The 13,169-nt window shown below is 59.5% G+C and carries 11 protein-coding genes; 8 read left to right on the top strand and 3 right to left on the bottom strand.

Annotation, left to right across the window (positions count from 1 at the left end; translation table 11 throughout):
* Positions 1–44: 44 nt before the first annotated feature.
* Complete coding sequence (locus tag NTD87_RS09570) at positions 45–1,826, bottom strand: GspE/PulE family protein (RefSeq protein ID WP_262113506.1); 1,782 nt, start codon at positions 1,824–1,826, stop codon at positions 45–47.
* A 140-nt stretch (positions 1,827–1,966) separates the two neighbouring features.
* Positions 1,967–2,305: a hypothetical protein gene (locus NTD87_RS09565; protein WP_262113505.1), complete on the bottom strand. Its 339-nt coding sequence runs from the start codon at positions 2,303–2,305 to the stop codon at positions 1,967–1,969.
* A gap of 125 nt (positions 2,306–2,430) precedes the next feature.
* Here NTD87_RS09565 and NTD87_RS09560 point away from each other — a divergent pair, with 125 nt between their 5' ends.
* A complete protein-coding gene (locus NTD87_RS09560) occupies positions 2,431–2,904 on the top strand; it encodes an Lrp/AsnC family transcriptional regulator (RefSeq protein WP_123426265.1) in 474 nt (157 codons plus the stop codon).
* A gap of 126 nt (positions 2,905–3,030) precedes the next feature.
* Here NTD87_RS09560 and NTD87_RS09555 read toward each other — a convergent pair whose 3' ends face one another.
* Entirely contained in the window at positions 3,031–4,398 is a 1,368-nt protein-coding gene (locus NTD87_RS09555) for an inorganic triphosphatase (RefSeq protein ID WP_262113502.1), read from the bottom strand.
* A 157-nt stretch (positions 4,399–4,555) separates the two neighbouring features.
* Here NTD87_RS09555 and argE point away from each other — a divergent pair, with 157 nt between their 5' ends.
* From argE to ssuD, 7 genes are all read left to right on the top strand, one after another.
* Positions 4,556–5,704 carry an acetylornithine deacetylase gene (argE, locus tag NTD87_RS09550; protein ID WP_262113500.1) on the top strand — a complete coding sequence of 383 codons (1,149 nt, stop codon included), beginning with the start codon at positions 4,556–4,558 and terminating at the stop codon, positions 5,702–5,704.
* Positions 5,705–5,837: 133 nt separating this feature from the next.
* Complete coding sequence (argA, locus tag NTD87_RS09545; protein WP_262113497.1) at positions 5,838–7,136, top strand: amino-acid N-acetyltransferase; 1,299 nt, start codon at positions 5,838–5,840, stop codon at positions 7,134–7,136.
* 546 nt (positions 7,137–7,682) lie between these two features.
* On the top strand, positions 7,683–9,071 hold the full coding sequence (locus NTD87_RS09540) for an OprD family porin (RefSeq protein ID WP_262113495.1): 1,389 nt from the start codon (positions 7,683–7,685) through the stop codon (positions 9,069–9,071).
* Positions 9,072–9,361: 290 nt separating this feature from the next.
* Positions 9,362–10,000, top strand: coding sequence for a peroxiredoxin (locus NTD87_RS09535; RefSeq protein WP_262113493.1), 639 nt, complete (start codon positions 9,362–9,364; stop codon positions 9,998–10,000).
* 351 nt (positions 10,001–10,351) lie between these two features.
* The gene (ssuE, locus tag NTD87_RS09530) at positions 10,352–10,945 is read left to right on the top strand and encodes an NADPH-dependent FMN reductase (RefSeq protein WP_262113491.1); all 594 of its coding nucleotides are present in this window, start codon (positions 10,352–10,354) and stop codon (positions 10,943–10,945) included.
* A gap of 76 nt (positions 10,946–11,021) precedes the next feature.
* Complete coding sequence (locus NTD87_RS09525; protein ID WP_262113489.1) at positions 11,022–11,990, top strand: sulfonate ABC transporter substrate-binding protein; 969 nt, start codon at positions 11,022–11,024, stop codon at positions 11,988–11,990.
* Between the two features lie 25 nt (positions 11,991–12,015).
* Positions 12,016–13,164, top strand: a complete 1,149-nt coding sequence (ssuD, locus tag NTD87_RS09520) for an FMNH2-dependent alkanesulfonate monooxygenase (RefSeq protein ID WP_262113488.1) — start codon at positions 12,016–12,018, stop codon at positions 13,162–13,164.
* Positions 13,165–13,169 lie beyond the last annotated feature (5 nt).

Below are 13,169 nucleotides of genomic sequence, written 5' to 3'. Positions count from 1 at the left end.
GTGCAGGCTTGAGTGTAGCGGCGTGAACTCTTGCCGGGCACCGATTACTTCTGCTCACTCTGCGGCGTCACCCGCAGCACCTCTTCGATAGTTGTCAGCCCCGTCGCCACTTTTTGTGCCCCCGACAGCCGCAGGCTGCGCATGCCTTCCTTGAATGCCTGACGGCGTACGGCGAGCAGGTCGGTGTCGGGGTTGATCAGGGCTTTGATGCTGTCAGTCAGTTGCATGATTTCGTAGACCCCGGCGCGTCCGCGATAACCGGTGTCGCGGCATTCCAGGCAGCCAATGGCACTCTGGGCGTTACTCGGCAGCGGTGCTTGCCAGGGGCGGGTCAAGGTTTGCCAGTCGTCTTCGCCCAGGGTCAGCGGCGCCTTGCAATGTGGGCACAGGGTGCGGACCAGACGTTGTGCCATGACCCCCAGCAAGGTGGCTTTGATCAGGTAATGCGGCACGCCGAGTTCCAGTAAGCGGCTGATGGCGCTTGGCGCGTCGTTGGTGTGCAGGGTCGACAGCACCAGGTGCCCGGTGAGCGCTGCCTGAATGGCCATTTCGGCGGTTTCGAGGTCGCGGATCTCGCCGATCATGATGATGTCCGGGTCTTGTCGCATCAGTGCGCGCACGCCGCTGGCAAAGGTCAGGTCGATGTTGTGCTGGACCTGCATCTGATTGAACGCCGGCTCGACCATCTCGATCGGGTCTTCGATGGTGCAGAGGTTGACCTCTGGCGTCGCGAGCTTTTTCAGTGTGGTGTAGAGCGTGGTGGTCTTGCCCGAACCGGTCGGGCCGGTGACCAGAATGATGCCGTTGGGCTGGCGGGTCATGTCCTGCCAGCGGCGCAGGTCCTCTGCGCAAAATCCAAGCTGGTCGAAGTCCTTGAGCAGCACTTCCGGGTCGAAGATCCGCATGACCATTTTCTCCCCGAACGCGGTGGGTAGCGTCGACAGCCGCAACTCCACTTCACCGCCGTCCGGGGTCTTGGTCTTGACCCGGCCGTCCTGGGGTTTACGTTTTTCCGCGACGTTCATCCGCCCCAGGCTTTTCAGGCGACTGACAATCGCCATGGTCACCTGCGGTGGAAATTGATAGACGTTGTGCAACACACCGTCGATGCGAAAACGCACCGTGCCTTGCTCGCGCCTCGGTTCGATGTGGATATCACTGGCGCGCTGCTGGAAGGCGTACTGGAACAGCCAGTCAACGATGTTGACGATATGTGCGTCGTTGGCGTCCGGCTCCTGGTCGCTGGCGCCGAGGTTGAGCAGCTGTTCAAAGTTGCCCAGGGTGTTCATGTGCTGATCGGCGTTGGTCGCGCCGCTGACCGATTTGGCCAGGCGGAAGAACTCCACACTGAAGCGCTGGATGTCCGCCGGGTTGGCCACCACACGTTTGATTGGCAGTTGTAGAACGTGAGTCAGGTCTGCTTCCCAGCTCCGCACATAAGGCTGCGCACTGGCCACGGTGACGGCGTCGCGGTCGATCGATACCGCGAGAATCTTGTGGCGCTGGGCAAAGGCGTAAGACATCAGCGGGGTAATTTGCGCGACATTTATTTTCAGCGGGTCGATGCGCAAATAAGGCTGACCGGCCTGCTGCGAGAGCCACAGGGTCAGGCTTTCCAGATCCAGGCGTTTGCCGGGGCGGCTGAGGTCGTCGAGGTGTTGGCTGGCCAGAAATTCCAGCGGGTGCAACTGGCTGTTGCTGGCATTGCGGCGGGTCGTCAGCGCGTGCTCGGCCGAGTCCTGGCTGATGAAGCCCTGGGCGACCAGTTCACGTAGCAGGTCATTGAGATCCAGCCAGCGATCCTGAGTGGCGAGTTGAACGGGCATCCGGGCTCCTTATGGAAACTATCCTGCAGCGAGCGGTTTAGACGGGGTGTCTCTAACCACAGATGCCAAGAATAGTCCCCACAAAGGCCGACCGTTCGACCGTCGCCTGATTCATCGTTGCGAGGTTTTGCAGGGGTGCTTCAGCCGGTTGCCTGCGCAGCTTGAACCCATTGCGAATCAGCCGCTTGCAGCTCCACCGAGCACACGCTGATCAGGTTACGTAATTTTTCCGCGATCACCTGGGCACGGTGCCAGCTCAATCCGTCCATGACGATATCGATCGACAGCAGGTCGTCCCGGCGCAGCACATTGACCTGCTGCGGGACCAGAAACTGTAACGCAAACAGGTTCAGCGCCCGGCACAACACGTCCGGTTCGGCCTCGGCCAGCAGTTGGTAGTGCACGCGGCAGTGGGCATTGCTGACGTTCCACACATCGGCGCGGGTTGGCGTGTTGCGGACGGCTTCGAGCGGGGGCATGGTCGGTCTCCAAATCATTGGAGAAATTTTTACATTCGGTGCGGGGTATTTCTTATCTATGATGAGGTAGATTGGCGTTAATTCGAATTGATCAATTCTTAAGTTGTGTATTTACAGGTTTTTCTATGCATAGCGAACTTGACGCGTACGACCGACGAATTCTGGCGTTGCTGCAAGAGGACGCCTCGCTGTCCAGTGCGCAGATTGCCGAGCAGGTCGGGTTATCACAGTCGCCGTGCTGGCGGCGCATTCAGCGGATGAAGGAGGAGGGCGTTATTCGCGGGCAAGTGACCTTGCTCGATCGCAAGAAAATCGGCCTCAACACGCAGATCTTCGCCGAGATCAAACTCAACGCTCACGGGCGTTCGAACTTCACCGAATTCACCGAGGCGATTCGCGGTTTTCCGGAGGTGCTGGAGTGTTATGTGCTGATGGGCGCGGTGGATTTCTTGCTGCGGATCGTCACGGCGGACATCGAAGCCTATGAGCGCTTCTTCTTCGAGAAGCTGTCGATGGTACCGGGGATTCAGGAGGTCAACTCGATCGTGGCTTTGTCGGAAATCAAGTCCACGACGAGTTTGCCGGTGTTGCGGGGGTAGAGTCTTGCGGTGAATGTGCGGGCCTCATCGCGAGCAGGCTCGCTCCCACACTGGATCTTCTGTGAACACACTATTTGTGAACGCCATAGATCATATGTGGGAGCGAGCTTGCTCGCGATGGCGGTGTTACATACGCAGCAACATCTTCCACGCGCGGTTCTGATACACCGCGATCGCCTGCTGCTTGCGTGCATCCAGCGCTTCGTCGGTGATCGGTTCGTTGGCCAGTTGCGCGAGTTTGTTCAATTCACCGTACAGGCGATCCATTTCCGGGATGTCCAGCACGTTGCGGGCATGGTGCAGCCAGGCCTGGATGCGTTCGATACGCGGCAGTTGCTCGGCCAGGTCTTCCGGCTGTTGCTGATAACGCTGCAATTGCAGGGATGTAGCTTCTTCACCCAGCAGACGCGGCAACCAGTTGCCCAGTTGCGCAGCGCCCTGGCGATTACCGCGGACGTTGCGATCGGCAGCCCAGGTGCGGGCCAGCAACCAGCGCGAGGTGTTCAGGGAGAACAGGCCCCAGCGCGGGTCTTCCAGTTCTTCGAGGAACTGTTCCGGCGCGGCTTTGCGCACGTCTTCGTCGTCCTGGCCGGCTTGAACCAGCGGGCGCCAGTCTTCCAGCAAGGCGTCCAGCGCCACGCGCAAGTCGTGAGTCGATTGACGCGGAGCGGCTTGACCGAGGCTGCCGATCAACGCGCGCAATTCAGCCAGGTTTTCGACCCAGTCCTGCAGCAAACGCCAGTGGCCGTTGAAGCGATATTGCTCGGCCAGACGCTGGCTGCTGCCAAGCAAGTGCCAGCTCAGCGCGGCGAAAGCGTCGTCCAGCGGCAGCTCAAAGGTCACTACCGGCGCCGGCAGGCTCAACGAATAGCTGTTGGCGTCGAACAGGCGGTAGCCGCGCTCGGCCTTGCTGATGTCGCACGGCATCAGTGCGAGGGTCGCGGCCAGCTCGGCGGCCAGTTCCAGCAATGCCGCAGGCTCGCCTTCGCGCAGCTCCAGTTCCAGCTCGCAGATTTCTTCTTTCTGCTTGCCGGCAATCACGTGGCCCAGGTCCAGCGCGGCTTCGATGACCACTTTGGTCTTGCCACGGCCCCAGGCGATTTCGGCGCGCTCGCGTACGAAGTCGGTGGTGAAAATCGCCTTCAGGGTTTTCTTGTCCAGCTCGGCCAGCTCTTCGGGCCAGCATTCGCCGTCGAGTTTCTTCACGTCGAGCTTGGCTTTGGGCAGGTTCCAGTCGTATTCATGACGCTCGGACAGACCGGCAACGCTGTGGCCACGGGTCTTGAGGGTTTGAATCACTTCTTCGCCATCGCGGCGCAGGCGCAGGGCAACCTTGGCGCGGGCCAGGTCACGCTCTGGCGTGTCGAAGTACTGGTTCATCAATTCACGGCGTTCCCAGCCACTTTTGTTGCGTTTTTTCAGTAACGGGTGCTCGCGCAGGGCGGCGAGGGTTTCGCGGCTGACGCGGAGTTTGATTTCGGTTTCTTTCTGCATGGCCGGAAAATCCAGGATCGGGAGCGCAGCCGGGGGAATGTGTGGCTGCCAAGGCCGTGCAGTGTACAGCACTCACTAAACCTACGCGCCGCGACGGTTTATTCCTGTCGCCAGATGGTTCTATGATGGACTTCAATTCGGGAGTTGGGAGTCAGCGATGCCTTTGCCGTCCATGAAAGAACAGTTCGCTGCGCTGATCGCCGCACCGTCCGTCAGCTGTACCCAACCGAACCTCGATCAATCCAATCGCGCGGTCATTGACCTGCTGGCGACCTGGCTCGGCGATCTGGGTTTTTCCTGCGATATCCAGCAGGTCAGCCCCGGTAAATTCAACCTGCTCGCCAGCTTCGGCTCTGGCCCCGGTGGCCTGGTACTGGCCGGGCACAGCGACACGGTGCCGTTCGACGGCGCCCTGTGGCAGACCGATCCGCTGAAACTGACCGAAGTCGACGGCCGCTGGGTCGGCCTCGGCAGTTGCGACATGAAGGGCTTCTTCGCGCTGGCCATCGAAGCCGTGCTGCCGCTACTGGATAAACCCTTCAAGCAACCGCTGCTGATTCTCGCCACCTGCGATGAAGAAAGCTCCATGTCTGGCGCCCGGGCGTTGGCCGCCGCTGGTCGGCCACTGGGCAGGGCGGCGGTGATCGGTGAGCCGACGGGGCTCAAGCCGATCCGCCTGCACAAAGGCGTGATGATGGAGCGCATCGACATTCTCGGCCAGAGCGGCCATTCGTCCGACCCGAGCCTGGGCCACAGCGCGCTGGAAGCCATGCACGATGCGATGGGCGAGTTACGCGGCTTGCGTCTGCAATGGCAGCGCGAGTTTCGCAATCCGCAGTTCAGCGTGCCGCAACCGACACTGAATTTCGGCTGCATCCATGGTGGTGATAACCCGAACCGGATCTGCGGCCAGTGCTCGCTGGAGTTCGACCTGCGGCCCTTGCCGGGTATGGACCCGAACGCGTTGCGCGCGGCGATCCGGCAGAAACTTGAACCGGTCGCCGAGCTCCATCAGGTGAAAATTGACTACGCTCCGCTGTTTCCCGAAGTGCCACCGTTCGAGCAGGCGGCGGACTCGGAGCTGGTGCGGGTTGCTGAAAAACTCACCGGCCACCTCGCCGAAGCAGTAGCGTTCGGCACCGAAGCGCCTTATCTTCAGCGTCTTGGCTGCGAGACGCTGGTGCTTGGCCCTGGCGATATCGCCTGCGCCCACCAACCGGGGGAATACCTTGAAATGTCACGTTTGCAGCCTACTGTGCAGCTCTTGCGTCAACTGATCGAACATTACTGCCTGACCCCGGCTTAATCCCGGGGCATTGAACCCGTATTCATGAGGAGAGCGCGCGTGTCGCCAAGCCTGTTCCGACGATAACCATCAGCCCGCTGTGCGTTTTGCTTCGTCCTATTTTCGGCTGCTATTTATTACAGGCGCAGGTGTTATGCCCGAATACGTTAATTGGCTTCGTCACGCTTCCCCTTACATCAATGCTCACCGCGATTGCACCTTCGTCGTCATGCTGCCCGGCGACGGCGTCGAGCACCCGAACTTCGGCAATATCGTCCACGACCTGGTGCTGTTACACAGCCTGGGTGTGCGGCTGGTATTGGTTCACGGTTCGCGTCCGCAGATTGAAACCCGCCTTGCCGCGCGCGGCCTGACCCCGCATTACCACCACGGGATGCGCATCACCGATGCCGCGACCCTGGAGTGCGTGATCGACGCGGTGGGTCAACTGCGCATTGCCATCGAGGCACGCTTGTCGATGGACATGGCGTCCTCGCCGATGCAGGGCTCGCGTCTGCGGGTGGCCGGCGGCAACCTGGTGACCGCACGGCCGATCGGTGTGCTCGAAGGTGTCGACTATCACCACACAGGCGAAGTGCGTCGGGTCGACCGCAAGGGTATCAACCGCCTGCTGGACGAGCGTTCCATCGTGCTGCTCTCGCCGCTGGGCTACTCGCCGACCGGGGAAATCTTCAACCTGGCCTGCGAAGACGTCGCCACCCGTGCTGCCATTGAGCTGGGTGCCGACAAGCTGTTGCTGTTCGGCGCAGATCTGGGGCTGATTGACGAGAACGGCCGTCTGGTGCGTGAACTGCGTCCGCAGCAGGTGCCCGCGCACTTGCAGCGTCTGGGCGGCAACTATCAGGCGGAACTGCTGGATGCTGCAGCCGAAGCTTGCCGTGGTGGTGTCGGCCGCAGCCATATTGTCAGTTATGCCGAAGACGGCGCGCTGCTGACCGAACTCTTCACCCGTGACGGTGGCGGCACGCTGGTAGCCCAGGAACAATTCGAATTGGTGCGCGAAGCGGCTATTGAAGACGTCGGCGGTTTGCTGGACTTGATCAGCCCGCTGGAAGAGCAGGGGATTCTGGTGCGTCGTTCCCGCGAGGTGCTGGAGCGCGAAATCGAGCAGTTCAGCGTGGTCGAGCGCGAAGGCATGATCATCGCCTGCGCGGCGTTGTATCAGATTGCCGACTCGGATGCCGGGGAACTGGCCTGTCTGGCGGTGAATCCGGAGTACCGGCATGGCGGCCGTGGTGATGAGCTGCTGGAACGGATTGAAACCCGGGCGCGTGCTCAAGGGCTCAACACCCTGTTCGTCCTCACCACCCGCACTGCGCACTGGTTCCGTGAACGCGGCTTTGTGCCCAGCAGTGTCGAGCGCCTGCCATCGGCGCGAGCCTCGCTGTACAACTATCAGCGTAATTCGAAGATCTTCGAAAAGACTCTGTAACCTGATGAATCTAGACTTCGCCCCGGGCACTGACAGAGTGCAGGCTTTTACAGGAGCGTGCGCCGATCAGTGCTGTCGTTTTGCTGCCCGTTGTGGTGTTCAGCCGACGGGCGGCAAAATATCTACTACGATATACAAACTGTAACAATTTGACGGGAAGATGTACGTTTCGCCATGATGGCGTCGCTTATTTGATCGTGATTGACGTATGAAGAGTACGTAAGCACGAATGGAGCTAAAAAAGCGTCTGTAAATACCATTTAGGAATTAGCTCATAGGCCGATACCCCAGCATGCGGCTTGGTTGAGGCGTGCTGAGCTATATTCCATAATGGTATGAAAAATTACGAAACAGTTCTTTTCGGGTTTATGAGGAAGTCATTAACCTGAACGGACCAAACACTGCGATTAGACCAAGGTCGTAGACACGACTGCTTACGATTGACTTATCAATCACGGTCTTGCGCTAATCGCGCATCTGTGGGAACCGGGGCGCCAGACCTTGGACCAAGGTGCACAAAAAATTAGAAACGTAGAGGAGCGAAACATGAATAAGTCCACCTTGGCCCTGGCTGTGGCCGTAGGGGTTTTGGCGCAGCAGGCAAGCGCCGCCGGTTTCATCGAAGACAGTAAGGCGACCTTGGGTCTGCGTACTTTCTACATCAACACCGATAACCGCGATTCGGATACCAAAGCTGCAAAAGCCCCTAGCAAGATGGAAGAGACTGGTCAGGGCTTCCAGCTCAACTTCACCTCGGGTTTCACCGAAGGTACAGTTGGCTTCGGTGTTGATGCCATTGGTCAGTACGGCGTGAAACTGGATTCCAGCCCGGAGAAACACGGTAACCCTACCGGTACCCTCTCCGGCGGCACCGTGTTCCCGAGCCAGGGCAACGAAGCCGTCAACGATTTCGCCAGCCTGGGCTTGACCGGCAAGGTCAAGGTTTCGCAGAGCGTGCTGAAAATCGGCACCCTGCAGCCTAGCAACCCGGTCATCAAGTACAACGACGGTCGTATGCTGGCGCAAACCTTCACAGGCGGCGAGCTGGTCTCGAACGAGATCAAGGACCTGACCCTGACTGCCGGTGAGGTCAACGAGGCCAAAGGGCGTAACTCCAGCAACGACGAAGGCCTGTCCCTCGCCGGTGCCAACGGTGGTTCCAACTACGACGCGGGCAAGTTCTCCAACAAGTTCTACTACGGTGGTGCTGACTACAAGATCACCAAGGATCTGACGGCCTCGTACTACTACGGCAACCTGAAAGATTTCTACAAGCAGAACTTCCTGGGCCTGGTGCACAACTGGTCCATCGGTCCTGGCGTGTTGAAAAGTGACCTGCGTTACTACCGCAGCCGCGACGACGGTGCGAACGGTAGCGACAAGAACTACTTCACCACCGGCTACTACCCGGACAACAGTCCTCTGGCTAACACTACCAAAGGCAAGGTCGACAACAACCTGTACAGCTACCTGGCTCTGTACACCGTTGCAGGTCACACCTTCGGTGGCGGTTACCAGTACAGCAACGGCCAGAGTGATTTCCCTTGGCTGAACCAGGGTGACGGTTCGTCCAACAGCACCATCACCGACATGCAGATCCAGAAGTTCGCCCGCGCCGGTGAACGTACCTGGCAAGCTCGCTACGCTTACGACTTCGCCAACGTGGGTGTTCCAGGCCTGACCGCTGGCATCATCTACCTGCGTGGCAGCAACATCGACACCGCTGGCAAAGTCGGCAGCACTCAGACTCTGACTGGCGGCTACGGCACCAGCGAGTGGGAACGTGACCTGACCCTGGCTTACGTGGTTCCACAAGGCCCACTGAAGAACCTGGGCGTGGCGTGGAAAAACGCTATGTGGCGCAACGACATTCCAGGTCAGCGCGACCAGGACGAAAACCGTGTGATCGTCAGCTACTCGATCCCGCTGTTGTAATACCAGGCGCTTGTAAGCCTGTTTAAAAAAGCCCCGCCCGGCGCAAGCCTGGCGGGGCTTTTGTGTTTCAAGTCGGGCCCACCCCCGCAGACCCTCCTTCACTTCCCTCTTTACAGCAACTCAAGGCCTTCTCGAACCTTGGTTCCAAGAGTGGTCTTCGCTCGTGTTTGCGTCCAGTGAACAGATCTTTAATATTCTTTTTAGATCTAAATAAATCGATATATATTCTTTTTAATAATTCACGACACTAGGCACAGTAGGCTCATCACGCACTCACCAGGAGCAGCACCATGAGCCTCAGACTGGGCGACATTGCCCCCGATTTCGAACAGGATTCCAGCGCCGGCATCATCCGTTTTCATGAGTGGCTGGGCGATAGCTGGGGCGTGCTGTTTTCCCATCCGGCGGACTTCACACCGGTGTGCACCACGGAGCTGGGGTTTACCGCCAAGCTCAAGGATGAATTCGCCAAGCGCGGCGTCAAGGCCATCGCGCTGTCGGTCGACCCGGTGGACTCGCACCACAAGTGGATCGAAGACATCAACGAAACCCAGAACACCGTCGTCAACTTCCCGATCCTCGCTGACGCCGACCGCAAGGTCTCCGACCTCTATGATTTGATTCATCCGAACGCCAACGACACCCTGACCGTGCGTTCGCTGTTCGTGATCGATCCGAACAAGAAGGTTCGCCTGACCATCACGTATCCGGCCAGCACCGGTCGCAATTTCCACGAGATCCTGCGGGTGATCGACTCGCTGCAACTCACCGACCACTACAAAGTGGCCACCCCGGCCAACTGGCAGGACGGTGATGAAGTGGTGATCGTGCCGTCGCTCAAGGATGAAGACGAAATCAACAAGCGATTCCCCAAAGGCTACCGCGCGGTGAAACCGTACCTGCGGCTGACGCCACAGCCCAACAAGTGAGCCATTGATATTTTTGGTGTGGCTTAAATCGCTATCGCGGGCAGGCTCGCTCCCACAGTGGATTTGGCCTGACCACAGATTTTGAGCCAGACACAAAACTCTGTGGGAGCGAGCCTGCTCGCGATAGCGGTCTGCCAGACGCAACAGCTTCAAAGGTATCCACAAAGCAGGGGAGTTCAGGCCGTTTCGACGGCCTTTTTTTCGTCAGGAAAAAGCCTTCACGTATATGCATTTATAGAATAAACAAATGAACAAATATGATTTAAGGATATATAAATCAGCTGTTAAGGTCTGCTCATCGTCGCGAGATCGCGCACTGCGAATCGCCAGGAACGTTTAAGGAATTGCCGCATGCTGGTCGTTTCACTAGGAGGAAGTCCCAGCCAACGCTCCCGCTCCGGGGTGCTGCTGGATCGCTCCCGACGCTGGTTGCAGCAACAAGGCGTAGAAGTGGTGAGTTACCAGGTACGGGACTTCCCGGCCGAAGATTTGCTGCACGCACGCTTCGACAGCCCGAAGGTCATCGACCTGCTGCAACAGATTGAAAACGCCGATGGCGTGTTGATCGCCACGCCGGTCTACAAGGCGTCGTTTTCCGGCGCGCTGAAAACCGTGCTGGACCTGCTGCCCGAACGCGGCCTGAGCCACAAGGTTGTATTGCCCATGGCCACTGGCGGCAGCATCGCCCACATGCTGGCTGTGGATTACGCGCTCAAGCCGGTGCTGTCGGCGTTGAAGGCCCAGGAAATACTCCATGGGATCTTCGCCGAAGACAGCCAGATCGCTTACGGCGAAGGCAGTGCCCAGGCGCAGTTGGCGCCACCGCTGGAGCAACGTTTGAACGAAGCACTGGAGCAGTTCTTCAGTGCCATGGCCCGCCGGCCCAAGCCGCTGGACCCGAACCTGTTGAATGATCGTTTGTTGAGTGCTCGCTGGAGCATTTGATCAAGTAATTCCCACCTTACTGGTCCGCTAACGGGCGAGCAGGTGCAACTCAAATCTCGAAGCAAAGGAGAGCGCCATGCGCCCTGTCATTTTGCGTCGTGGTCTGGTCGCTCTGTTTGCTGCGGCTGTGTCCTTCGGCGTTATTGTTCAAGCTCAAGCGGCCGAGACCTTGCGAATCGGCTATCAAAAGTACGGCACCCTGGTGCTGCTCAAAGCCAACGGTTCGTTGGAAAAGCGTCTTGCCGCCCAAGGCGTCGACGTGCAATGGACTGAGTTCCCCGGTGGCCCACAGCTGCTCGAAGGACTGAACGTCGGCTCGATCGATTTCGGCGTGACCGGCGAAACCCCGCCGGTCTTCGCTCAGGCCGCCGGTGCCGATCTGCTCTACGTCGCCTACGAACCGCCCGCGCCCCACAGCGAAGCGATCCTGGTGCCCAAGGATTCGGCGATCAAATCGGTGCAGGACCTCAAGGGCAAGAAAGTCGTCCTCAACAAAGGTTCCAACGTGCACTACCTGCTGGTGCGCGCCCTTGAAGACGCCGGCCTCAAGTACACCGACATTCAAACCGTATTCCTGCCGCCAGCCGATGCCCGCGCGGCGTTCGAACGTGGCAGCGTCGATGCCTGGGTGATCTGGGACCCTTACCAGGCCGCCGCCGAACAGCAACTGCAAGCACGCACCCTGCGTGATGGCAGCGGCATCGTCGACAACCATCAGTTCTACCTGGCGACCAAGCCTTACGCCGAAAAACATCCGGCCGTGATCAAAACCTTGGTGGAAGAAATTCGCGCCATCGGCGAGTGGTCCAAAGCCAACCCTATCGATGTGACCAGACAAGTTTCACCGCTGCTCGGTTTACCGGCAGACATCACCTTGAGCGTGGTGAAACGCCAAGGCTACGGCGCACAGTTCCTCACGCCGCCAGTGATAGCGGCCCAGCAGAAAATCGCCGACAGCTTCTACCAGCTCAAGTTGATCCCCAAACCCTTGAGCATCAAAGACGTGATCTGGACGCCACCGGCAGCCGTTGCCACTGCGCCGTAATTCGATTTCCTTAGGAGACCACTCCATGAGCCTCAACATTTTCTGGTTCCTGCCTACTCACGGCGACGGCCATTACCTTGGCACTGCCGAAGGCGCCCGCGCCGTTGATCACGGTTATTTGCAGCAGGTCGCCCAAGCGGCGGATCGTCTGGGGTTCGGCGGGGTCCTGATTCCCACTGGCCGCTCCTGCGAAGACTCGTGGCTGGTAGCCGCGTCGCTGATTCCGGTGACCCAGCGTTTGAAGTTTCTGGTCGCGTTGCGCCCCGGGATCATTTCCCCGACGGTGGCCGCGCGTCAGGCGGCCACCCTGGATCGATTGTCCGGTGGGCGTGCGCTGTTCAACCTGGTGACCGGTGGCGATCCGGAAGAATTGGCCGGCGATGGATTGTTCCTCAGTCACGAAGAACGCTATCAGGCCTCGGTGGAGTTCACCCGGATCTGGCGTCGGGTGCTTGAAGGCGAGACGGTCGATTACGAGGGTCGGCACATCAGCGTGAAGGGCGCGAAATTGCTCTACCCGCCGATTCAGCAACCGCGTCCGCCGCTGTACTTCGGTGGCTCTTCGGAAGCCGCTCAGGATCTCGCCGCCGAACAGGTCGAAATGGTCCTGACCTGGGGTGAGCCGCCGGCCGCCGTCGCCGAGAAGATCGAACAAGTGCGGGCCAAAGCCGCGAAGCTTGGACGTACCGTGCGCTTCGGTATTCGTTTGCATGTGATCGTCCGTGAAACCAACGCGCAAGCCTGGCAAGCGGCGGACCGATTGATCTCCCATCTGGACGACGAAACCATTGCCCGCGCTCAGGCCTCGTTGGCGCGCTTCGACTCGGTCGGCCAGCAGCGCATGGCCGCGCTGCACGGCGGCAGTCGCGACAACCTCGAAGTCAGCCCGAACCTCTGGGCCGGCGTCGGTCTGGTGCGTGGCGGTGCCGGTACGGCGCTGGTCGGCGACGGTCCGACCGTGGCGGCGCGGGTCAAGGAATACGCGGACCTGGGCATCGACACTTTTATCTTCTCCGGCTACCCGCATCTGGAAGAGTCGTATCGGGTCGCGGAGCTGCTGTTCCCGCACCTCGACATCGAGCGCCCGGAGTTGCCGAAAAGCGCCGGTTACGTCAGCCCGTTTGGCGAGATGGTCGCCAACGACATTCTTCCCAAAGCCGCGTCCCAGAGCTGAGGCGC

The organism is Pseudomonas sp. 6D_7.1_Bac1 (genome assembly GCF_025465945.1).
GTDB lineage: Bacteria > Pseudomonadota > Gammaproteobacteria > Pseudomonadales > Pseudomonadaceae > Aquipseudomonas.
This window is presented reverse-complemented; position numbering and strand designations above follow the sequence as displayed.